Source organism: Streptomyces sp. CA189 (assembly GCF_056428985.1).
Window position 1 is genome coordinate 1 of the sequence record NZ_JBWJVM010000081.1, and the last position, 22,478, is coordinate 22,478.

A 22,478-nucleotide genomic window follows, 5' to 3' on the forward strand; every position below is an offset into this window, starting at 1 on the left:
GCCCCCCCCCCCCCCCCCCCCCCACACCCCCCCCCCCCCCCCCCCCCCCCCGCCGGCGATTGAGGCGCAGGGGCCCGGGGACCGGTCCCCGGCAACGGCGCCGCACACGACAGCGGCGGCCCCGTCATCGGGAGGGCTCCGCGAAGCGGGCCGGGGTGAAGGGGGCCGGGTCCAGCGCAGGGGCCGCCCCCGTCAGGAACGCCGCAATCAGCGCCCCCGTCCCCGGCGCCAGACCGATGCCCGCGCCCTCGTGGCCACAGGCGTGGAACAGCCCCGGGACCCGCGGGTCCGGACCGATCGCCGGAAGATGGTCCGGCAGGTACGGGCGGAAGCCGTGGTACGCACGCACGACGCGCACGTCCGCCAGCACCGGAAAGAGCGCCGCGGCCTGCACCGCGAGCCGCCGCAGGGCCTCCGTGGACAGCGAGCGGTCGAAGCCGACCCGTTCGCGGGTGGCGCCGATCAGGACCGGCCCCGCCGGGGTCCCCTCGACCACCGCCGAGGACTGCAGCGCCGCCGACCCGCTCGCGACGTCCGCGATGTAGTCCGCGGCGTAGACCTTGTGCCGCACCACCCTCGGCAGCGGCTCCGTCACCAGGACGAACCCCCGCCGGGGCAGCACCGGAAGGCCGACTCCGGCCAGCGCGGCCACCGCCCCGCCCCAGGTGCCGGCCGCGTTGACCACCGCCGGGGCGAGGAGCTCGCGGCGAGGCGTGCGGACTCCGCGGAGTTCGCCCACCGGGCCGCGGAGCAGCTCCGTGACCTCCTCCCCGAGGTGGAGCTCCACACCCGGCGCCGCGGCCAGCAGCTGCGCCGCCGCCTGGGCCGGCTGGACCTGGGCGTCCTGCGGGTAGTGGAAGCCGCCCGCCAGGTCCGGGGCGAGGTGGGGCTCCAGTTCGCGCAGCTCCCCCGGTCCCACCTCGACCGCGTCGACCCCGGCCGCGCGCTGGCCGTCCGCGAAGCCCCGCAGGGCCTTCACGGTGGCCTCGGACCCGGCGACGACCAGGCCGCCCTTGGCCTCGTACTCGATCTCCTGCGGGAGTTCGAGCGCGAGCTCGCGCCAGAGCCGCGCCGACAGCAGTGCGAGGTCCAGCTCGGGTCCCGCCTCCTTGTCGGAGACGAGCAGGTTGCCTTCGCCGGCGCCGGTCGTGCCGCCGGCGACCGGGCCGCGGTCGACGACGGCCACGCGGAGTCCGGCGCGCGCCGCGTAGTACGCGCACGCGGCTCCGACGACGCCTGCGCCGATGATCACGAGGTCCGGTGATTGTCTGGGCACGGCAGTAATATGTCACATTTCTTTAAGACGGAACAGGACCGGTCGAGGTCAGCCGCGCAGCGGGCCCTCGCAGCTGTAACTCGACGTTCCCGCCACCCGGTTGGTCCAGATGTCCAGCGCACCGAAGGAGCAGTTCATGTCGGCCAGGTTGTTCGAGGCCGCGCCCGCCCGGTCCAGGATGAAGTAGTCGACCGTCTCGGACATGTCTTTGAAGTTCTGGTCGTCGCTGCGCCAATCCGTCAGGTTCGCGGTGATCCTGCCGGTACAGGTGAACCGGCGCTTGCCCGGCTCGCCGTTCTCCACGCAGTCCGGGGTGTTGTACGTGGCCGTCGCGAAGGTGGACTTCACGTCGGCGAGCGCCGCGTCGCGCAGTTGCCCGTTCGGGGTGAAGGAGGTGTTCGGCACGAACAGCTGGTCGACCTTGGCGATCTGGGCGTCCAGGAACCGGTCGTAGGCGTTCTGGACGGCCGCGTCCCGGCCCATGCGGCCCCGCCAGGCATCGAAGCCCGCCGGGTCGTCGGCGCGCAGGTGGCCGTACATCTCCCGCAGCTTCGAGGGCTGCTCGGCCCACAGGAACTCGAAGAAGGCGCCGGAGTACCCGTAGAAGCGGAAGCCGTCGTTGGCGTACGTGGCGTGCAGGAGCTGGTCCACCGACATGCGCGGGCCGCCGCCCGCCGTGTCGTTGATGATGCTCTTGATCAGGGACTTGCGTACGGCGATGCCGTTGTCGCGGGTCGCGCCGTCGAAGAACTCGGCGGTGCCCTCGTCCATGGCGGTCGTGCGGTCGCCCTGGTACCAGGCGCCCTGGCCGAAGGAGCCGGGGACGGCGAAGCGGCCGTTGAGGTAGTGCACGTACTCGTGGCGGAAGAGCTCTTCCAGGGTGAGCGAGGAGTCCTGCGGGACGCGGCGCTGGTAGGTGTAGAAGGTGGCGCCGTTCTCGATGTAGATGCCGCCGTTGTTGGTGCCGTAGCCCGTGAGGACCGGGTGGTAGTTCACGTAGTCCGCGCGGGAGGCGTAGAGCACGATGTTCAGGGTGGCGTTGGTGTCCCCGGCGATCGGCTGCTCGGCGCCCACCACCCGGTGGAACTGGGTCTTGACCTGCTTGCTCGCGTAGTAGAGCTGGTCGACGGTGGCCTGGTCGAGGGCGGTGCGGACCTTGATGGCGCCGTTGTCGTACGTGAAGGTGTTCGGGAAGAGCGCCCTCTCGATGTCCTCCCTGCACACCCCGTACGGCGCGCACGCCTGGTAGAAGTTGAGCCAGGAGACGGCCTTCGCCCACGGCTCGCTGCCGTCCCCGAAGGCGGCCCGGGCCGGGCCCAGGAGCGCGCCGAGGTCGGCGACGGTTCCGTCCCTCAGCCCCGCGATCTGGCCGAAGCGGCCGAACTCGGCGATGGCGTCGCGCGCCACCCAGGCGTTCGCGGTGCCCTTGAGGTGGGCGTACGTCGCGAAGTTCTTGAAGGCGGCGCGGTACGGGGCGTCGGCTGCGGCCGCCGCGTGGAACGCGGTGTCGTTGTTGTACACGCCGAGGTAGTTGACGGAGAGGGCGGCGAGCGCCGCGCCCGCCCAGGCGGTGTCCAGGTGCGTCGCCGTGCGCGACGGGTCCATGGCGGCCAGGACGTTCTTGATCAGGCCGAGCTGGTGCTGGCGCAGGCCGGGGGCGGAGCCGGCGTAGAGGGCCTCGCGCAGGGTGCGGGCGTTGGAGGCGGTGGCGTCGAAGGTGCGGGCGGCGCCCGCGAAGGCGGCGATGGCCCGGCGCATCGCGTCGACGGTCGGGGCGTCGGTGACGTCGATCTCGGTGCGGGAGTGGTCGTGGTAGGCCACGGCGTGGAGGTAGGTGAACATCTCCTCCAGGTGGGAGGAGTTCAGGCCGTCGTGGGAGGCGGCCAGGGCGGATATCCGGCGGGAGACGGCCTGCACGTGGGCGTCCGACATGACGGGGGCCAGGCGGGCGTCCCAGGTCCAGACGAGGCCGGCGAGGCAGCCGCCCTTGGCAGCGGTGACGGCCGGGTCCGCAAGGAAGTCGGCGAACTGCTCCGGGGTGAGTCCGGTGATCCCGTCGAGGGTGCAGGGGACGCCCGCGGCGGTGCCCTGGGCGGCGGCGGCCTGCCTGCCGCTCTTGGTGGCGTCCGCGACGGCGGGCGCGGCGGCGGCCTGCTCGGCGACGGCGCCGGGTACCTTGCCGTCGGCGACGGCCGGGCCGCCCGAGCCCTGGCCGCCCGCGCTCTGGCCGCCGGGGGCCGGGGCGGGCGCGGGGGCGGCCTGCTGCGCGTCGGCGAGGCGCTCGACCTCGTCGAACGGGTTCGCCCCGGCCTCGGCGCCCGGGGCCCCGCCGAGGGAGGTCGCGGCGGAACCGGCGAACGTACCGGGCGTACCGGGCGCGGTGGGACCCGGAGCGTCGGCGCGGGTGCCGGCCTCGGAGGCCTGGGTCACGGCCTGGCCCGCCGTGGCGAGGAAGGCGACCGCGACGGCGGCGGAGAGGAGGGACGTGCGCACGACTCTGTGCTGGGACACCAAGAACTCCTGGCTGGGAGGGGCGGTGGGGAAGGGTGCGGGTGCGGAACTGCCCTGCTTCACGCGGCGTTCGACGGGGATTAACGGGGCGCGGTGTGAGCTGTAACATAGTAATGTGAAATTGCACTGACAAGACCTGTGCGCCCACCAGTTCGCAACTTCTTGAGGGAGCCCCTGTGACCGACACCCCCTCCCGCCCCACCGCCGGGCTCAACATCGGCAGTCACGACATGCCGGTGTCAGCCGAGTTGTCCCGCTTCATGGCGTCGGACTGGGCGGCCTCTCCGCTGCCGGACGCCGAACGCGTCCCCGCGTACGCGGTCACCCCGGCCCGCCGCGCACGCCTCTCCGCCCGCTTCCCCGGAGAACGGCTGATCATCCCCGCGGGCGAGCTGAAGGTCCGCAGCCATGACTGCGACTACCGCTTCCGCCCGCACAGCGCGTACGCCTGGCTGACCGGGCTCACCGGCGAGGACCAGGTCGGCCACGTCCTGGTCCTGGAACCGGCCGGCCCGCACGGGCACGAGGCCGTCCTCTACCTGCGCCCGCGCTCACCGCGCGCCGGCGGCAACGAGGAGTTCTACCGCGACCGCCGCTACGGGGAGTTCTGGGTCGGCCGCCGCCCCGACCTCGCGGAGGCGGAGCGGCTCTCCGGCATCCGCTGCGCCCACCTGGACGACCTGGGCACCCCGTCGGGGCGCGACGCCTCCGCGGACAAGGAACTCGCCGCCGCCCTCTCCGAACTGCGCCTGGTCAAGGACGCGTGGGAGGTGGCCGAGCTGCAACTCGCCGTCGACCACACCACCGCCGGGTTCGAGGACGTCGTACGGGACCTCCCGCGCGCCCTGGCCCACCCGCGCGGCGAGCGGTGGATCGAGGGGGTCTTCAACCGCCGCGCCCGCACCGAGGGCAACGGCACCGGGTACGAGACGATCGCCGCGTCGGGCGCGCACGCCTGCGTGCTGCACTGGATCCGCAACGACGGCCGGCTGAACGCGGGCGACCTGCTCCTGATGGACGCGGGCGTGGAGACCGACGGCCTCTACACGGCGGACGTCACCCGCACTCTCCCGCTGTCGGGCCGGTTCTCCCCCGTCCAGCGCCAGGTGTACGAACTGGTCCTGGCCGCGCAGGACGCGGGCATGGCGGCGCTGCGGCCGGGCGCCAGCTTCCGCGACTTCCACCGGGCCGGGATGCGGGTGATCGCGGAGGGGCTCGCGGAGTGGGGGGTGCTCAAGCACGCCGAGGGCGATCTGCACCGGCGCTACACCCTGTGCAGCAGCGGGCACATGCTCGGGCTGGACGTGCACGACTGCGCGCAGGCGCGTGCGGACGCGTACCTGGACGGGGTCCTGGAAGAGGGCCAGGTGCTCACCGTGGAGCCGGGGCTCTACCTCCAGCCCGACGACGAGACCCTCCCGCCGGAGCTGCGCGGCATCGGCGTCCGCATCGAGGACGACCTGGTCATCACGGCCGAGGGCGCCCGGCTGATGTCGGGCGCCCTGCCGCGCACGGTGGCGGGCATCGAGGAGTGGATGGGGAACCTGCTGGAGGGCTAGGCCGGCGGCGGCTACCGCGACCGGGGTGAGTCAGTTGTTCCAGCTGCCCCAGTCGTGGCGGCCGTCGTTCCACCCGCCACCGTCGTGCCGGTTGTCGTGGTTCCAGTTGTCGTGGCCCCAGTCACCGTTACCGCCACGCCCACTGTCGTTCCAGTCGTCGTGGCCCCAGTCACCGTTACCACCGCGCCAACTGTCGTTCCAGTCATCGTGGTTCCAGTTGCTGTTCGAGCTGTCGTGATACCAGCCCCTGACATCGTCCCAGCACCAGCTGGGGCGGTCGTTCCCGCGTGAGGGATCGCAGCAGTCACGCCACCAGTCGCCCCCGCGCCAGTCGGAACACCGGTCGTACGTCTGCGGCAGACCCGAGGCAAAGGCACTGCCGACCGGCATCAGGCCGAGTGTGATCCCGGCGGCCCCTGCCACGGCTGCCGCAATGAACCCACGGCGCATAGTGATACACCTCCGAGAATGAAGGGTGGATTGCTCCGTTATGAGGCATTTCCACCCTCCCCCCTCCCCTGCCCACTGTCAAAGGCACCCACGCTCACCAGCGAAAAGACCTACGGGAGCACCGCCAGCCCGTCCAGCTCCACGAGTGCCGCCTCGTCCCACAGCCTGACCACGCCGACGACCGCCATCGCCGGATACTCCCGGCCCGCCAACCGCCGCCAAATGCGGCCCAGTTCGGTCGCGCAGGCCCGGTAGTCGGCCACGTCCACGGCGTAGACGGTGACCCGGGCCAGCTCCGCCGGCGAGCCGCCCGCCTCCGCCAGTGCGGCCAGCAGGTTCGCCAGTGCCCGCTCGAACTGCTGCGGCAGCGTCGCTCCCACCACCTTCCCCGCGCCGTCGAGCGCCGTCTGCCCGGCCAGGAACACCAGCCGGCCCCCGCTCGCCACGACGGCGTGCGAGAACCCCGTCGCCGGGGACAGCTCCTCCGGGTTGATCCGCTCCAGGCTCACGCTTCCCCCACCTTCCGCATCTCCCGCATCTCCCGCGCCTGCCGCATCTCCCGCGCCTCCCGGTAGAGCTCCTTGGCGATGATCGTGCGCTGCACCTCGCTCGCCCCCTCGTAGATCCTCGGCGCCCGTACCTCCCGGTACAGGTGTTCCAGCAGGTGGCCCCGGCGCAGGGCGGCCGCCCCGTGCAGCTGTACCGCGTGGTCGACGACGTACTGGGCCGTCTCGGTGGCCAGCAGCTTCGCCATGGCCGCCCGCCGCGGCACCTGCGGGGAGCCCGCGTCCGCGTCGTAGGCCTCCGCCGCCGCGTACACGAGGAGCCGGGCCGCCTCGGTCCGGGTGGCCATCTCGGCCACCCGGTGCGCCACGGCCTGCAGGTCGCCCAGTACCCCACCGAAGGCGGTACGGGCGGCCGTGTGCGCCACCGTGGCGTCCAGGGCCGCCCTGGCCATGCCGACGGCGAAGGCGCCCACGCTGGGGCGGAAGAGGTTCAGGGTGTCCATGGCCACCCGGAAGCCCCGGCCCGGCTCCCCCAGCAGGTCGGCCGGGCCCACCGGGACCCCGTCGAAGGCGAGCGCGCCGATCGGGTGCGGGGAGAGCATGTCGAGCGGCTCACCGGAGAGCCCCGGCCGGTCCGCCGGGACCAGGAAGGCGCTGACCCCCTTGGCCCCCGGGCCTTCTCCGGTGCGGGCGAAGACGGTGTAGAAATCGGCCTCGGGCGCGTTGGAGATCCAGCACTTCTCCCCGCTGAGCCGCCAGCCGGGGCCATGGCCCCCACCCCCTCCCCCGCCTTCGGGCGCCGCTTCGAGCGCCAGCGCCCCGGCGTCCGACCCGGCCCCCGGCTCGCTCAGCGCGAAGGCCGCCACCGTCCGACCGGCCCGCACCCCGGGCAGCCAGCGCTCGCGCTGCGCCTCGCTGCCCGAGCGCAGGACCGGATAGGCGCCCAGCCCCTGGAGGGCGAGGGCCGTCTCCGCCTCCGTGCAGCCGTAGGCGAGGGACTCGCGCAGCAGGCACAGGTCCAGCGCGCCCGAGGTGAACACCCGCTCCAGCAAGCCCTCTTCGCCCAGCGCGGCGAGCAGCCGCCGGTTGACCCGGCCCGGCTCCCCCTTCTCCGCCAGCGGCCGCAGCCGCTCCGCCGCCAGTGCGCGCAGCCGCGCGCACCACTCCTCCTGGTCCGCCCCGAGCGCGAATCCCGTGAATCGGGTCATCCGTATGCCCCAGCCTCTATCGCGTCCTGTTGACTCCCGTCACCATGACGATACGCTCGTGCTGCGTTCGTACGGCCCGGCTCTTCCACTTCGGTCCACAGTCCATACGCAGGGTCCGGCCCCCACCCGGGGCGCGGACCGTCGCAAGGGGGCGAACCCGCCTTGGAGCTCAAGCCTTCCGCTCACCGAGACACCTTCGCGCGCGACCACCTGCCGCCCGCGCACGCCTGGCCGCAGCTCCTCTTCGAACTCCCCGGGCTGGCCTACCCCGACCGGCTCAACTGCGGCGTGGAGCTGCTCGACGCCACCATCGCCCGACTGGGCCCCGACCGCCCCGCCTTCCGCGGCGCCGACGGCACGGTATGGACGTACGGGGAGCTGCACGCCCGGGTGGACCGGCTCGCGCACGTCCTCACCGCCGACCTCGGCGTGGTCCCCGGCAACCGGGTGCTCCTGCGCGGCCCGACCGGCCCCTGGCTCGCCGCGTGCTGGCTGGCCGTGATGAAGGCGGGCGCGGTGGCCGTCACCGTCCTGGCCCAGCAGCGTGCGCAGGAGCTGGCCACGGTGTGCTCCATGGCCCGGGTGAGCCACGCCCTGTGCCAGGCTGAGGTGGTGGACGACCTGGTGAAGGCGGGGGTGCCGGGTCTGCGGATCACCGCGTACGGCGGCGCGGACCCGGGAGACCTGCTGCGCCTGGCCGAAGCCGAACGCCACGCGGAGCCCTTCCCGGCGGTGGAGACCTCCGCCGACGACGTGGCGCTGATCGCCTTCACCTCGGGCACCACCGGGCGCCCCAAGGGCTGCATGCACTTCCACCGCGATCTGCTCGCGGTGGCCGACACCTTCTCCCGGGAGGTGCTGCGCCCCCGCCCCGAGGACGTCTTCGCGGGCAGTCCGCCGCTCGGCTTCACCTTCGGCCTCGGCGGACTGGTGGTCTTCCCGCTGCGGGCCGGCGCCTCGGCGCTGCTGCTGGCGGACGGCTCCCCGCGCCGGCTGCTGCCCGCGCTGGCCGAGCACCGGGTGTCGGTGCTGTTCACCGCGCCCACCGCGTACCGGTCGATGCTGGACACGCTGGGCCCGTACGACACGGGCGCCTACGACCTCTCCGCGCTGCGCCGCTGCGTCTCGGCGGGTGAGAACCTGCCGGCCGCGACCTGGCAGGCCTGGTACGAGCGCACGGGCCTGCGGATCATCAACGGGATCGGCGCCACCGAGCTGCTGCACATCTTCATCTCGGCGGCCGACGAGGACATCCGGCCCGGTACGACGGGCCGCGTGGTGCCGGGCTGGGAGGCCCGGGTGGTGGACGAGGCGGGGCTGCCGGTCCCGGACGAGGTGCCGGGGCTGCTGGCCGTACGGGGGCCGGTGGGCTGCCGCTACCTGGCGGACCCGCGGCAGGGCGAGTACGTACGGGACGGCTGGAACGTCACGGGCGACACCTACGTCCGCGACGCGGAGGGCTATTTCCGCTACGTGGCCCGGGCCGACGACATGATCATCTCGGCGGGGTACAACATCGCGGGCCCGGAGGTCGAGGAGGCCCTGCTGCGCCACCCCGACGTGCTGGAGGCGGCCGTGGTCGGCCGCCCGGACGAGCGGCGCGGGCAGATCGTGGTCGCGTACGCGGTCCCCCGGGAGGGCGCGGTCCTCACCGAGGACGCCCTGCGCACCTTCATGCGGACCGAGCTCGCCCCGCACAAGTGCCCGCGCACCTTCGTCTTCCTGCCCGCCCTGCCGCGTACGGCGACGGGGAAGCTGCAGCGCTTCCGGCTCCGCGATCAGGACGGTCCCGGTCAGGACGGTCTCGGTCAGGAACACGAATTAGAGTGAAGCCGTGGTCGAGCAGCACACCCCGCGATCTCTGATCGTCACGTTCTACGGCGCCTACGGGCGGGCCTTCCCCGGCCCGGTCCCGGTCTCCGCGCTGGTCCGCCTGCTGGGCGCGGCCGGCGTGGACGCGCCGTCCGTCCGCTCGTCGGTGTCCCGGCTGAAGCGGCGCGGCTTCCTGCTGCCCGCGCGCACCGGGGACCGCGCGGCGGGGTACGAGCTCTCCGAGGAGGCCCGCCGGCTCCTGGAGGACGGCGACCGGCGGATCTACGGGGCCACCCGCCCGGCGGAGTCCCAGGAGTGGCTGCTGGCCGTCTTCTCCGTCCCCGAGCAGGAGCGGGCGAAGCGGCACCTGCTGCGCTCCCGGCTCGCCGGGCTCGGCTTCGGCGCGGTGGCGCCCGGCGTGTGGATCGCCCCGGCGCAGTGGGACGGGGAGACCCGCCGCACCCTGGAGCGGCTGCACCTGACGGCGTACGTGGAGCTCTTCCGCGGCGCCCACCTGGGCTTCGCCCCGACCGCGGAGTCGGTGGGCCGCTGGTGGGACCTGGCGGCGCTGGCCAAGCAGCACGAGGAGTTCCTCGACCTCCACGAGCCCGCCCTGCGCGCCCTGCAGACGGGCGCCGCCGACCCCACCCCGGAGGCCGCCTACCGCGGCTACCTCCTCGCCCTGGACACCTGGCGCCGGCTCCCGTACGCCGACCCGGGCCTGCCGCGCGAGCTGCTCCCCTCGGACTGGCCGGGCGACCGCTCGGCGGCGGTCTTCGCGGAGCTCCACGAGCGGCTGCGGGACCTCGGGGCCGGCTTCGTGGAACCGTAGGGGGGGCAGGCGGGCGGGCGCGGCGGCCTGGCCGTCGGGCGGAAAAGAGGCTGCGGGGCGGACCTGCGCGGGTGACCATGTCCCATGCCTTGGACCTTCACCACCGATCTGACGGCCTATCTGGCCGCGGCGCGGCCGGCCGTCGCCGCCGAACCCGTCGCCCACACCTCCCTGCTGACCGTGATCGACGCCCTGGAGCGGCGGGGCCTCGACGCCTACGGGTCCGCCGAGCCCTTCTTCGGCTGGTGGACCGGCGCGGACGGGTCCGTTGCCGGCGCCCTGCTGTGCACCCCGCCGTACCCGCTGCTGATCGGCGCGCTGCCCGCGGAGGCGGTCCGGGAGCTGGGGGCCGCGCTCGCCACCGAGCCGCTGCTGGCCGGGGTCGACGCGGTCAACGCCCGCCGCGAGGACGCGCGGGAGCTGGCCGTCTCCTGGGGGAAGCCGACCGAGGTCGTGGAGGAGAACCGCCTCTACCGGCTCGCCGGGCTCATACCTCCGGATCCCGCCCCGGCCGGGCGGGCCCGCCTCGCCGGGGAGGCGGACCTCCCGCTGCTCCTCGACTGGGTGACCGCCTTCAAGCAGGAGTCCGGCGAGGGCGGGGCCGCCTCCGAGAACGCCCTGCGCGACCGGATCTCGTACGGGGGCATGCTGCTCTGGGAGGACGCCGGGACCCCGGTCTCGCTGGCCGGGTTCTTCCGCCCGGTCGGCGCGGTGGCCCGGATCGGTCCGGTCTACACCCCGCCGGAGCTGCGCGGCCGGGGGTACGCGGCCGGGGTCACGTACGCCGCGACCGAGGCGGCGCACGCGGCCGGCGCGCACGAGGTGCTCCTCTTCGCGGACCTGAAGAACCCCACCAGCAACGGTGTCTACCAGCGCTTGGGCTACACCCCGGTCGAGGACCGGGTGGAGGTGGCCCTGGCATGACCGGCACCGAACCCCTCTGGATGCTCGCCGCGAACGTGGTCCTGTGGCGCCGCTACGGCGAGGGCGGCCAGGGGCAGCGCCCGGGCACGAAGATGTTCAAGGGCGGCTCCAAGGTGTACTTACACGACCGGGTGAGCGGCTGGGAGGACTGCCAGGTCGCCGGCCGGCCGCGACACGGCCGCGGGTACCGCTCGTCGTACGTGGCCACCCGCCACCTGCACGGCTTCCGGCCCGTGCTCGTACGGTCTCCCGCCGTGCTGCGCACCGCCGAGTACTCGGCCTTCGCGGACGAGGCGACCGCGCGGGAGACCGCGGTGGTCGCAGAGCGCATCGCCTGGGAGCTCCGCTCCGGCGCCTGGCCCGACTGGCCGCACCCGGAGCCCTGCCACTGCCACGAGTGCCTGGCCCTGCGGCCGCACCGGTAGACCGCCGGCTACCCCCGCCCCGTCGGCGGCTTGCGGCTGCCGACGCGGTAGGGGGCGGGCCAGGGCGCGGCCGGGCCGGTGTAGGACTGGTCGGCGGCCGCGTGCAGGGTCCAGTGCGGGTCGTAGAGGTGGGGGCGGCCGAGCGCGCAGAGGTCGGCCCGGCCGGCCAGCAGCAGGGAGTTGACGTCGTCCCAGGAGGAGATCGCCCCGACCGCGATCACCGGGACGTTCAGGGCGTTGCGGATCCGGTCGGCGTACGGGGTCTGGTACGCGCGCCCGTACTCGGGGGTCTCCTCCGCCACCACCTGGCCCGTCGAGACGTCGATGGCGTCCGCGCCGTGGGCCGCGAAGGCTCCGGCGATGGCCACCGCCTCCTCGGGCGAGGTGCCGCCGGGGGCCCAGTCGGTGGCCGAGAGGCGGACCGTCATCGGCCGGTCGGCGGGCCAGACGGCGCGGACCGCGTCGAAGACCTCCAGCGGGAAGCGGAGCCGGTTCTCCAGCGGGCCGCCGTAGGCGTCGGTGCGGTGATTGGTCAGCGGGGAGAGGAAGCCGGAGAGCAGGTAGCCGTGCGCGCAGTGCAGTTCGAGCAGGTCGAAGCCGCTGCTCGCGGCCCGGACGGCGGCGGCCGCGAACTCGGAACGGACGGCGGCGAGGTCGGCGGCGCCCATGGCCCGGGGCACGGCCGAGACTCCGGGGCGGTAGGGCAGCGCGGAGGCCGCCACCAGGGGCCAGTTCCCCGCGGGCAGCGGGACGTCCATGCCCTCCCACATCACCCGGGTCGAGCCCTTGCGGCCCGAGTGGCCGAGCTGGACGCCGAGGGCGGTGCCGGGCGCCGAGGTGTGCACGAAGTCGGCGATCCGCGCCCAGGCGGCCGCCTGCTCGGCGGTGTAGAGGCCGGTACAGCCCGGGGTGATCCGGCCCTCGGAGCTGACGCAGACCATCTCCGTCATCACCAGGGCGGCTCCGCCCAGGGCCCGCGCACCGAGGTGCACGAGGTGGAAGTCGCCCGGCACGCCGTCGCCGTCCGCGGCCGAATACATGTCCATCGGGGACACCACGACCCGGTTGCGCAGGGTCAGCCCCCGCAGGGTGAACGGGGTGAACATCGGCGGGGTTCCCGCCGCGTCCCGGCCTGCGTCCGGGCTCCCCTCAGCGGCCTCCGGGCAGCCGAAGTCACGCTCCACCGCTGCGGTGAAGCGCGGATCGCGCAGCCGCAGGTTGCCGTGGGTGACCCGCAGGCTGCGCGTGAGGAGGTTGAAGGCGAACTGCCGGGCCGGCTGGTCCACGTACCCGGCGAGTTCCTCGAACCAGCGCATGCTGGCGGCCGCCGCCCGCTGGGTGGAGGCCACCGCCGGCCGCCGCGCGGCCTCGTAGGCGGCCAGTGCGGCCGGGACGTCCGCCTCGGCCTGCACCGCCCGCGCCAGCGCGAGCGCGTCCTCCACCGCCAGTTTGGTGCCGGAGCCGATCGAGAAGTGCGCGGTGTGCGCGGCGTCGCCGATCAGCACCGTGTTGCCGTGCGACCAGCGCGCGTTGGCCACCGTACGGAACTGCGTCCACGCGGAGCCGTTCCCGCGCAGCGGCCGCCCCCGCAGCGCCTCGCCGAAGATCTTGGCGCAGCGCGCCGCCGATTCCGCCTCGTCGCAGAGGTCGAAGCCGGCGGCGTGCCAGACCTCCTCGCGCATCTCTACGATCACGGTCGAGGAGTCCGCCGCATAGGGGTACGCGTGCAGCTGCATCACCCCGTGCTCGGTCTCGGCGATCTCGAAGCGGAAGGCCTCGAAGGGGAAGTCGGCGGCCAGCCAGATGTACCGGCACCGCCCGCCCGTCACCGTGGGCCCGTAGTGCTCCGCCGCGGCCTCCCGGATCCGGCTGTGCACCCCGTCGGCCGCGACCACCAGGTCGTACGAGGCCGCGAGCGCCCCGGGCTCGGGGGCCGGGGTGCGGAAGCGGAGCCGGACCCCGAGGCCCGCGCAGCGCTCGTGCAGGATCTCCAGGAGCCGGCGCCGCCCGAGCGCGGCGAACCCGTGGCCGCCGGAGGTCAGCAGCCGGCCCCGGTGCACGATGTCGATGTCGTCCCAGCGGACGAACTCTGCGCTCAGGGCCGCGTAGACCACGGCGTCGGCCGCTTCGATGCCGCCGAGCGTCTCGTCGGAGAGGACCACCCCGAAGCCGAAGGTGTCGTCGGGGGCGTTCTTCTCCCATACGTCCACGGCGTGCCCCTGCCGGGCCAGCAGCGCGGCGGCGTAGAGCCCGCCCGGGCCCCCGCCGACCACGGCGACCCGCAGGGCGGCGGCCGTCCGCCCGGTGCTCATCGCGCCGGTGCTCATCGAACTACCTGCCCTTCCACTGGGGCGGCCGCTTCCCGGTGAAGGCGGCGTGGAACTCCCGGTAGTCCTCGCCGTTCATCAGCAGCGCCTGGGTGTTCGCGTCGAGTTCCACCGAGGCGGCGAGCGGCATGTCCAGCTCGGCGGTCAGCAGTGCCTTGGTCTGCGCGTACGCGAGGGCCGGACCGGCGGCGAGGTGCGCGGCGAGCTCCGCCGCGCGCACGGAGGCCCTGCCCTCCTCGGTGACCTCGCTGAGCAGCCCGATCCGCTCGGCCTCCGGCGCCCTGACCTGCTCCCCCAGCATCAGCAGCCGGGTGGCGTGTCCGAGCCCGACGACGCGGGGCAGCAGGTACGCAGCGCCCATGTCCCCGCCGGAGAGGCCGACGCGGGTGAAGAGGAAGGCGAAGCGGGCGGTGGGGTCGGCGATGCGGAAGTCGGCGGCGAGCGCGATGACGGCCCCGGCGCCGGCGGCGATCCCGTGGACGGCGGCGATGACCGGGAAGGGGCATTCGCGCAGGGCGCGCACGACCTGGCCGGTCATCCGGTTGAAGTCGAGGAGCTGGGCGGTGTCCATGGCGAGGGTGGCGCCGATGATCTCGTCGACGTCGCCTCCGGAGCAGAAGCCGCGCCCTTCGCCGCCGAGCACGAGGGCGCGTACGGACCGCTCCCGGGACAGTTCGGCGAGCAGGTCGCGCAGGTCGGCGTAGGCGCCGAAGGTGAGCGCGTTGAGCTTCTCGGGGCGGTCGAGGGTGACGGTGGCGACGCCGTCCCGCCGGTCCACCCGGAGGTGTTTCCAGCGTTCGGTCGCGGGTGTGGAACCGAGGAAGGGACTCACCTTCCGAAGGTATCACCGGTCCATGACTGTCGTCAGGGAAGCGCGATAACCGTGGGTCGGCGTTACGGGCCTGGGCGCCACACGCACCGAAGGTCCCGAGCCGTTGTGCCCGACGTCCCTTGCGATCACGTCGGGGTGCCCTACGGCATGACATTTCCACTTCGTATCGTTGAAAGCAGGATTTCCCCCGCCCCTACGACCCCACGGAACGGACGGTCCTGCCTTGCCCGACGCCTCCGCCTGGCGGATAGCCCTGCCGCACACGACAGCGGCCGTACCCATCGCCCGCGCCCTCGTCCGTACGGCCCTCGCCGACATCGACGCACCCGCCGACAGCGACACCGCCGAACTGCTCACCGCCGAACTGGTCGCCAACGCCGTGGAGCACACCCCCGGCGACGCCCCCATCGAGCTCGTCGTGGAACTGCTGGCGAACGGCTGCCAGGTCGAGGTCCACGACGGGGATCCGCAGCCCCCCGCCGACCTGACCGCCCCCGGCCCGGACGACGCCCATCCCGACCCCTGGCAGGAGCACGGCCGCGGCCTGCTGCTGATCCGGACCCTGAGCTCCGCCTGCGGCCACCGGGCCACCCCGCACGGCAAGGCCGTGTGGTTCACCCTGCCGTCCCGGCCGGCCCGCTAGCCCCGCCGCATGACTATGCGGCCGGCTCCGCCAGGGTCGCGACGAGCACGGCCTTGATGGTGTGCAGCCGGTTCTCGGCCTCGTCGAAGACGACGGAGTGCGCGGACTCGAACACCTCGTCCGTCACCTCCAGCGACTCCAGCCCGTGCCGCTCGTGGATCTCCCGGGCCACCTTGGTGCCGAGATCGTGGAACGCCGGCAGGCAGTGCATGAACTTCACGTCCGGGTTCCCGGTGGCGCGCAGCACGTCCATGGTGACGGCGTACGGGCTCAGCGCCTCGATCCGCTCGTCCCAGACCTCCTTGGGCTCCCCCATGGACACCCAGATGTCGGTCACCACGAAATCGGCCTGCCCGACGCCCTCCGCGAGGTCCTCGGTGAGCGTGATCCGGGCGCCGCTGGCGGCCGCCAGCTCGCGCGCCGCGGCCACCACGGGCTCGGCCGGCCAGTAGTGCCGCGGCGCGACGATCCGTACGTCCATGCCCAGCAGCGCGCCGGTCACCAGGTACGAGTTGCCCATGTTGAACCGGGCGTCGCCGAGGTAGGCGAAGGCGATCCGCTCCAGCGGCTTGGAGCAGTGCTCGGTCATCGTGAGCACGTCGGCCAGCATCTGGGTGGGGTGCCAGTCGTCGGTGAGGCCGTTGAAGACGGGCACCCCGGCGTGGGCGGCGAGCTGCTCGACGGCGTCTTGCGCGTCACCCCGGTACTGGATGCCGTCGAACATCCGGCCCAGCACCCGCGCCGTGTCCTTGACCGACTCCTTGTGGCCCATCTGGGAGCCGGAGGGATCGAGGTACGTGGTGTGGGCACCCTGGTCGGCGGCGGCGACCTCGAAGGCGCAGCGGGTGCGCGTCGAGGTCTTCTCGAAGATCAGGGCGATGCTCTTGCCCTGGAGCCGGCGCCGCTCGGTCCCGGCCTTCTTGGCCGCCTTGAGTTCGGCGGCGAGCTCGACCAGGCCGCGGAACTCGGCGGCGGTGAAGTCGAGCTCCTTCAGGAAACTGCGGCCGACGAGATCGGTGGCCATGGGGACTCCAAAGTCACGGTGACGGGATTCTGGAAGTCTATACGATGCTCTGCATTGATATACAGAGCAGATATGCAGACCTGTCGTGGCACCGCCCCGAACGGCGCTACGTGGCGTCCCGCTCCACCGGGCAGCTCATGCAGCGCGGCCCGCCCCGCCCCCGCCCCAGCTCACTGCCCGGGATCTCGATCACCTCGATGCCTTGCTTGCGCAGGTGGGTGTTGGTCGTGACGTTCCGCTCGTACGCGACGACCACGCCCGGCTCCACGGCCAGCACGTTGCAGCCGTCGTCCCACTGCTCGCGCTCGGCGGCGTGCACGTCCTGGGTGGCCGTGAGCACCCGGATCGCGTCCAGCCCGAGGGCGGCGGCGATGGCCCGGTGCATGTGCTCCGGCGGGTGGTCGGTCACCTTCAGCTCGCTCGCTTCGGCACCCGGCTCGATCGTGTAGGAGCGCAGCATGCCCAGGCCCGCGTACTGGGTGAACGTATCCGCGTCGACCATCGTCATCACCGTGTCCAGGTGCATGAACGCCCGCCGCTTGGGCATGTCGAGCGCCACGATCGACGTCGCCGACCCGGCGGCGAACAGCCCGCGCGCCAGCATCTCCACCGCCTGCGGGGTGGTCCGCTCGCTCATCCCGATCAGCACGGCGCCGTTGCCGATGACCAGGACGTCGCCGCCCTCGATGGTGGACGGGTAGTCGGCCTGCCCCTGCGACCAGGTGTGGAAGGGCCCGGAGCCGGTGAAGAGCGGGTGGTGCTTGTAGATGGCCTCGAAGTGCACGGTCTCGCGCTGCCGGGCCGGCCAGCGCATCGCGTTGATGGACACCCCGTCGTAGATCCAGGCGGAGGTGTCCCGGGTGAAGAGGTGGTTGGGCAGCGGCCCCAGCAGGAATCCGTCCAGGTCCAGGGCGTGGAAGCGGACCGACACCGGCTCCGCGTGCCGCTCCAGGAACTCCCGCTTGGTCATCCCGCCGACCAGCGCCTCGGCCAGGTCCGCCGAGGACAGCCCGTCGAAGACCGCGCGCAGGTGGTCGGTGGCGAGCGGACCGTACTCCTTCTCGTCGAAGACCCGGTCCAGGACGAGGTGTCTCGCCTCCGGGATGTCCAGGGCCTCCACCAGCAGGTCGCCGAAGAGGTGGACCTCCACGCCCCGGTCGCGCAGGACGTCGGCGAAGCCGTCGTGCTCCTGGCGGGCCCTGCGCACCCACAGCACGTCGTCGAAGAGCAACGCGTCCTTGTTGCTCGGTGTGAGCCGCTTCAGCTCCAGGTCGGGCCGGTGGAGGATGACGCGGCGAAGCCGCCCGGTCTCGGAATCGACATGGAATCCCATGCCGTACACGTTCGCAGACCGGGCGGCTTTTTGACGCGGCGTCGGCCCAGCGGGTTCAGCGCAGGCCGAGGAGGGCCGTCGGCGCGCCGATGACCGAGGGGGAGATCACGCCCAGCTTGGGCGGGGTCAGGTCGGGCAGACCGTAGTTGGCGGCGTTCGGCATCGTCAGCGGGGAGCCGACGACCGCGCCGGGCCCGTCGGTGAGCAGGGTGGTGGCCGGGGACGCCACGGAGCCCTCGCCGTCCGTCCTCGACTCACCCAGCAGGTTCGGCACCGGAGAGGTGACGAGGGTGTCACCGAGCTCGGTACTGACCGGAACCACCGGGAGCAACGGGGACGGGAGCATCTCCCCGGTGTGGAAGCGGGGCGCCTCGGGCGCTCCGACGACCGGTACCGGCACTCCGGTGGCCAGGTGTGGGACGTCCACGCCGAGCGTGGTCCGCACCGCGTCCAGGGGGACTCCCACCGGCACCGCGTCGGCCATGGCCGGGGTGGCCGCGCCTGCCGCGGCCATACAGGTCATGAGTGCCGCAATGCTTCCGCGCGCGGTCATCTTCATAGGTGACGTTCCGTCCTTCCAAGGTCGCGGACATTCCGCTGCCCTGGATGAACGATCCCGCCGGTGGTTTTCCCGGAGTTCTCCGCGAAAGTTCCCCCATACGACCTAATGAGCGGCCGTACGGGGGTCCTTCCTTGACGCCGGGTGTTCCGGCCAGGCGCCGTCAGAGCCGCGGGTCCACCGGCTCCGACTCCAGCGCGAGGACGGCGAAGACCGCCTCGTGGACCCGCCACAGCGGCTCCCCCGCCGTCAGCCTGTCCAGGGCCTCCAGGCCGAGCGCGTACTCGCGCAGGGCGAGGGAGCGCTTGTGCCCGAGGTGGCGCTGACGCAGCCGCTCCAGGTGGTCCGGACGCGTGTACTCGGGACCGTAGATGATCCGCAGGTACTCGCGTCCGCGCACCTTCACCCCCGGCTGCACGAGCCGGCCCTTGCCGTCCTTGGCGTACGCCTGGAGCGGTTTGACGACCATGCCCTCGCCGCCGGCGGCCGTCAGCTCAAGCCACCAGTCGGTGCCCGCCCGTACCGAGGCCTCGTCGGCCGTGTCCACCAGGATCCGGCCGGTGCGGCGCAGCAGTCCGGTCCCGGCGGCCTCGTCGGCGGCGACGAGCCGGTCCAGCCAGAACAGCTGCTCGTCGTGGGGTACGGCCGCCAGCGAGCGGCCGGCCGCCGCCAGCAGCTGGAACGGGGCGAACCGTACGCCGTCCAGCCCGTCGGTGCTCCAGCAGTAACGCCGGTACGCCTCGGTGAACTTCGCCGCGTCGGCGGCCCGTCCGCGCTGGCGCTCCAGGATCTCCCCGGTGTCGACGCCCCGGGCCGCGGCCGCCTCCAGGGCGGCGATGGCGTCCGGGAAGACGGCGCCGGAGGCCGCGCCCACGGCGGCGTACTGGTTGCGCAGCAGGCCGGCGGACTTCAGCGACCAGGGCAGCAGTTCGCCGTCGACGAGCAGCCAGTCCGTATCGAGTTCCTCCCACAGCCCGGCATCGGTGACCGCCGAGCGGAGCCGGGCGAGGACCTCCTCGGTGACCTCGGGGTCCTTGAAGAAGGGCCGCCCGGTGCGGGTGTACACGGACCCGGTGGGACCGTCGACCCCGAACCGCTCGCGAGCCGCGTCGGCGTCCTTGCAGAGCAGCACCGTGGCGCGGGAGCCCATGTGCTTCTCCTCGCAGACGACCTGGGCGATGCCGTCCTTGCGGTACTGCGCGAAGGCCTCGGCCGGGTGCTCCAGGTAGTGCTCATCAGCGGCTCCGCCGCGGGCCTCGACCTGCGAGGTGGCGGTCGGCGCCATGGTCGGCGGGAGGTACGGCACCAGGCGCGGGTCCACGGCGAAGCGGCTCATCACCTCCAGGGCGGCGGCCGCGTTCTCCTCGCGGACGTTGACGTTGCCCAGGTGCCGGGTCTCGACGATCCGGCGGCCCTGCACGTCGGCGAGGTCCAGCGGACGGCCGTCGTGGCCGCCGGGCACCTCGGTGACGAGCGGCTTGACCGGCTCGTACCAGACCTTCTCGGCCGGTACGTCGACCAGTTCGCGCTCGGGCCAGCGCAGCGCGGTCATCTTCCCGCCGAAGACGGCTCCGGTGTCGAGGCAGATGGTGTTGTTGATCCAGGCGGTGTTCGGGACCGGCGTGTGGCCGTAGACCACGACGGCCTTGCCCCGGTAGTCCTCGGCCCACGGGTAGCGCACGGGCAGCCCGAACTCGTCGGTCTCGCCGGTGGTCTCCCCGTACAGGGCGTGCGAGCGCACCCGGCCGGAGGTGCGGCCGTGGTACTTCTCGGGCAGCCCGGCGTGACAGACCACGAGCCGGCCGCCGTCGAGGACGTAGTGGCTGACCAGGCCCTGGATGAAGGTGCGGACCTCCTGGACGAACTCCGGCGGCTCCTTGTCGAGCTGCTCGATCGTCTCGGCCAGGCCGTGGGTCCGCTGGACCTTGGACCCCTTGAGGTGGCGGGCGAGCTTGTTCTCGTGGTTGCCGGGCACGCACAGGGCGTTGCCGGAGCCGACCATCCCCATCACCCGGCGAAGGACGCCCGGGCTGTCCGGGCCGCGGTCGACGAGGTCGCCGACGAACACGGCGGTGCGGCCCTCGGGGTGGGCGCCGTCCTCGTAGCCCAGCTCGGCGAGCAGGGTCTCCAGCTCGGAGGCGCAGCCGTGGATGTCGCCGATGATGTCGAAGGGGCCGGTGAGGTGGGTGAGGTCGTTGAAGCGCTTCTCCAGGACCACCTCGGCCGACTCGACCTCCTCGGGCGTCCGCAGCACGTGCACCTTGCGGAAGCCCTCGCGCTCCAGCCCGCGCAGCGAGCGCCGCAGATCGCGGCGGTGGCGCTGGATGACGGCGCGCGGCAGCTTGGCCCTCTCGGGGCGGGCCGCGTTGCGCTCGGCGCAGACCTCTTCGGGCAGGTCGAGGACGATCGCGATGGGCAGGACGTCGTACTCGCGGGCGAGCTGGACCAGCTGCCGGCGGGACTCGGCCTGGACGCTGGTGGCGTCAACCACGGTGAGGCGGCCGGCGGCGAGCCGCTTGCCCGCGATGTAGTGCAGGACCTCGAAGGCGTCCTTGCTGGCGCTCTGGTCGTTCTCGTCGTCGGCGACCAGGCCCCGGCAGTAGTCGGAGGAGATGACCTCGGTGGGCTTGAAGTGGGTGCGGGCGAAGGTGGACTTGCCCGAGCCGGTGGCCCCGATCAGGACGACGAGGGACAGGTCGGTGACGGGAAGTACGCGCTTGCGGTCGGTGGTGGCACTGATACCGGTGTCGGTGGTCATGCTGCCTCGCCCTCCTTCGGGGTGTCGGTGCCGGTGGTTGCGGTATTCGGGGTGTCCAGGGTGAAGACGGCCATCTGGGTCGGCGGCCCCACCTCGGGGTCGTCGTCCCCGACGGGCAGGTACCGGACCGAGTAGCCGTGCCGGGAGGCGACGGCCCCGGCCCAGGCCCGGAACTCCTCGCGGGTCCACTCGAAGCGGTGGTCGCCGTGGCGGACGTGCCCGGCGGGCAGGGTCTCCCAGCGGACGTTGTACTCGACGTTCGGAGTGGTCACGAGGACCGTGCGGGGGCGGGCCGAGCCGAACACCGCATACTCCAGGGCGGGCAGCCGCTCCAGGTCCAGGTGCTCGATGACCTCGCTGAGCACGGCCGCGTCGTACCCCGTGAGCCGCTTGTCGGTGTACGCGAGCGAGCCCTGCGTCAGGCGGACGCGGGAGCTCTGGCGCTCCCCCATCCGCTCCAGCCGCAGCCGCTTCGCGGCGATGTTCAGCGCCCGGACGGACACGTCCACGCCGACGATCTCGGTGTACGCCGGGTCCTTGAGCAGCGCCTGCACCAACTGGCCCTGTCCGCAGCCCAGGTCGAGGACGCGGGCCGCACCGGCCGCTCCCAGCGCGGCGAGGATCGCCTCGCGGCGCAGCACCGCGAGCGGTACGGGCTTCTCCTCCGTATCGGTGGTCTCGTCGACCGCGTTGTCGATCTCCTCCACCTCGCTGCCGTCGGCCTCGGCGAGGCGGACCAGCTCCAGGCGCTCCAGGGCGTCCTGGGTGAGCCGCTTGTGGCGGGCCAGGTAGCGGGAGGTGATCAGCCCGCTCTCCGGGTGCTCGGCGAGCCAGCCTTCTCCGGCGCGCATCAGCTTGTCCACCTCGTCGGAGGCGATCCAGTAGTGCTTGGAGTCGTCGAGGACGGGCAGCAGGACGTACAGCCCGCGCAGCGCGTCGGAAAGCCGCAGCTCGCCCTCCAGGACGAGGCGTACGTACCGGGAGTCGCCCCACTCCGGGAAGGTCTCGTCGAGCGCGACCGGGGTGACCGTGACCGACTCCCAGCCGATCGGGCCGAACAGCCGGTGCACGAGCTCGGCGCCGCCCCGGGCGGGCAGCACCGGGACCTCGATGCGCAGCGGGCGCACCTCGTCCGGCAGCTCCGGGCGGGCCGCGCACTGCCCCTTCAGCGCGCTGCGGAACACGCCGCTCAGGGCGACGGCCAGCAGCGAAGAGGCGGCGTAGGGGCGGTCGTTGACGTACTGCGCGAGCGCGGCGTCCGGGGTGCCGCCCTGGCCCTTGCCCTGACCGCGCCGCACGAGCGCGACGGGATCCACCTCCAGGAGCAGACCCGCCGTGCACCGCTCGTCCGTGGCTTCGGGGTAGAAGACGTGGGCGGTGCCGTGGGAGGTGGAGAACGCCTGCGTCTTACCGGGGTGCTTGTGCAGCAGGAAGCCCAGGTCGGTGGCGGGGCGCTCGGCCGTGCCGGTCGTGGAGATCGTCAGGAACATGCGAGCGAT

General features: G+C 73.1%; 18 protein-coding genes. 6 read left to right on the top strand and 12 right to left on the bottom strand.

Annotated features, from left to right (window positions below):
* Window positions 1-124: 124 nt before the first annotated feature.
* Together AC061S_RS36890 and AC061S_RS36895 are read right to left on the bottom strand one after the other, a co-directional pair.
* Window positions 125-1,276, bottom strand: a complete 1,152-nt coding sequence (locus tag AC061S_RS36890; protein WP_478690238.1) for an NAD(P)/FAD-dependent oxidoreductase — start codon at window positions 1,274-1,276, stop codon at window positions 125-127.
* Window positions 1,277-1,324: 48 nt separating this feature from the next.
* Window positions 1,325-3,787, bottom strand: coding sequence for a collagenase (locus AC061S_RS36895; RefSeq protein WP_478690239.1), 2,463 nt, complete (start codon window positions 3,785-3,787; stop codon window positions 1,325-1,327).
* Window positions 3,788-4,017: 230 nt separating this feature from the next.
* On the opposite strand from AC061S_RS36895, the gene AC061S_RS36900 reads away from it, so the two are divergent.
* Window positions 4,018-5,346: an aminopeptidase P family protein gene (locus AC061S_RS36900; protein ID WP_478690272.1), complete on the top strand. Its 1,329-nt coding sequence runs from the start codon at window positions 4,018-4,020 to the stop codon at window positions 5,344-5,346.
* A 30-nt stretch (window positions 5,347-5,376) separates the two neighbouring features.
* Here the strand turns inward: AC061S_RS36900 and AC061S_RS36905 are convergent, their stop codons facing one another.
* From AC061S_RS36905 to AC061S_RS36915, 3 genes are all read right to left on the bottom strand, one after another.
* A complete protein-coding gene (locus tag AC061S_RS36905) occupies window positions 5,377-5,736 on the bottom strand; it encodes a hypothetical protein (RefSeq protein WP_478690240.1) in 360 nt (119 codons plus the stop codon).
* A gap of 170 nt (window positions 5,737-5,906) precedes the next feature.
* Entirely contained in the window at window positions 5,907-6,305 is a 399-nt protein-coding gene (locus AC061S_RS36910) for a RidA family protein (RefSeq protein ID WP_478690241.1), read from the bottom strand.
* On the bottom strand, window positions 6,302-7,510 hold the full coding sequence (locus tag AC061S_RS36915) for an acyl-CoA dehydrogenase family protein (RefSeq protein WP_478690242.1): 1,209 nt from the start codon (window positions 7,508-7,510) through the stop codon (window positions 6,302-6,304). The genes AC061S_RS36910 and AC061S_RS36915 overlap by 4 nt, the downstream gene beginning before the upstream one ends.
* 162 nt (window positions 7,511-7,672) lie before the next feature.
* On the opposite strand from AC061S_RS36915, the gene AC061S_RS36920 reads away from it, so the two are divergent.
* The 4 genes from AC061S_RS36920 (at window position 7,673) to AC061S_RS36935 (ending at window position 11,503) form a co-directional block, all read left to right on the top strand.
* A complete protein-coding gene (locus AC061S_RS36920; RefSeq protein ID WP_478690243.1) occupies window positions 7,673-9,340 on the top strand; it encodes an AMP-binding protein in 1,668 nt (555 codons plus the stop codon).
* A 4-nt stretch (window positions 9,341-9,344) separates the two neighbouring features.
* Window positions 9,345-10,154, top strand: coding sequence for a PaaX family transcriptional regulator (locus AC061S_RS36925; protein ID WP_478690244.1), 810 nt, complete (start codon window positions 9,345-9,347; stop codon window positions 10,152-10,154).
* A gap of 84 nt (window positions 10,155-10,238) precedes the next feature.
* A complete protein-coding gene (locus AC061S_RS36930; protein WP_478690245.1) occupies window positions 10,239-11,078 on the top strand; it encodes a GNAT family N-acetyltransferase in 840 nt (279 codons plus the stop codon).
* A complete protein-coding gene (locus AC061S_RS36935) occupies window positions 11,075-11,503 on the top strand; it encodes a hypothetical protein (RefSeq protein WP_478690246.1) in 429 nt (142 codons plus the stop codon). The genes AC061S_RS36930 and AC061S_RS36935 overlap by 4 nt, the downstream gene beginning before the upstream one ends.
* An 8-nt stretch (window positions 11,504-11,511) precedes the next feature.
* Here AC061S_RS36935 and AC061S_RS36940 read toward each other — a convergent pair whose 3' ends face one another.
* The gene (locus AC061S_RS36940; RefSeq protein ID WP_478690247.1) at window positions 11,512-13,830 is read right to left on the bottom strand and encodes a bifunctional salicylyl-CoA 5-hydroxylase/oxidoreductase; all 2,319 of its coding nucleotides are present in this window, start codon (window positions 13,828-13,830) and stop codon (window positions 11,512-11,514) included.
* Between the two features lie 4 nt (window positions 13,831-13,834).
* Window positions 13,835-14,662, bottom strand: a complete 828-nt coding sequence (locus tag AC061S_RS36945; protein ID WP_478690248.1) for an enoyl-CoA hydratase family protein — start codon at window positions 14,660-14,662, stop codon at window positions 13,835-13,837.
* Window positions 14,663-14,885: 223 nt separating this feature from the next.
* Between AC061S_RS36945 and AC061S_RS36950 the strand changes: the two genes are divergently transcribed.
* On the top strand, window positions 14,886-15,305 hold the full coding sequence (locus tag AC061S_RS36950; RefSeq protein ID WP_478690249.1) for an ATP-binding protein: 420 nt from the start codon (window positions 14,886-14,888) through the stop codon (window positions 15,303-15,305).
* 13 nt (window positions 15,306-15,318) lie between these two features.
* Here AC061S_RS36950 and argF read toward each other — a convergent pair whose 3' ends face one another.
* From argF to AC061S_RS36975, 5 genes are all read right to left on the bottom strand, one after another.
* Window positions 15,319-16,329 (bottom strand): ornithine carbamoyltransferase, encoded by a 1,011-nt coding sequence (gene argF / locus AC061S_RS36955; protein WP_478690250.1) that lies wholly within the window; start codon window positions 16,327-16,329, stop codon window positions 15,319-15,321.
* Window positions 16,330-16,435: 106 nt separating this feature from the next.
* The gene (locus tag AC061S_RS36960) at window positions 16,436-17,662 is read right to left on the bottom strand and encodes an arginine deiminase (protein WP_478690251.1); all 1,227 of its coding nucleotides are present in this window, start codon (window positions 17,660-17,662) and stop codon (window positions 16,436-16,438) included.
* Between the two features lie 55 nt (window positions 17,663-17,717).
* The gene (locus AC061S_RS36965) at window positions 17,718-18,215 is read right to left on the bottom strand and encodes a hypothetical protein (protein ID WP_478690252.1); all 498 of its coding nucleotides are present in this window, start codon (window positions 18,213-18,215) and stop codon (window positions 17,718-17,720) included.
* A gap of 169 nt (window positions 18,216-18,384) precedes the next feature.
* Window positions 18,385-20,979, bottom strand: a complete 2,595-nt coding sequence (locus tag AC061S_RS36970) for a polynucleotide kinase-phosphatase (RefSeq protein WP_478690253.1) — start codon at window positions 20,977-20,979, stop codon at window positions 18,385-18,387.
* Window positions 20,976-22,469 carry a 3' terminal RNA ribose 2'-O-methyltransferase Hen1 gene (locus AC061S_RS36975; protein WP_478690254.1) on the bottom strand — a complete coding sequence of 498 codons (1,494 nt, stop codon included), beginning with the start codon at window positions 22,467-22,469 and terminating at the stop codon, window positions 20,976-20,978. Before AC061S_RS36975 ends, AC061S_RS36970 begins: the two co-directional genes overlap by 4 nt.
* Between the last annotated feature and the right edge of the window lie 9 nt (window positions 22,470-22,478).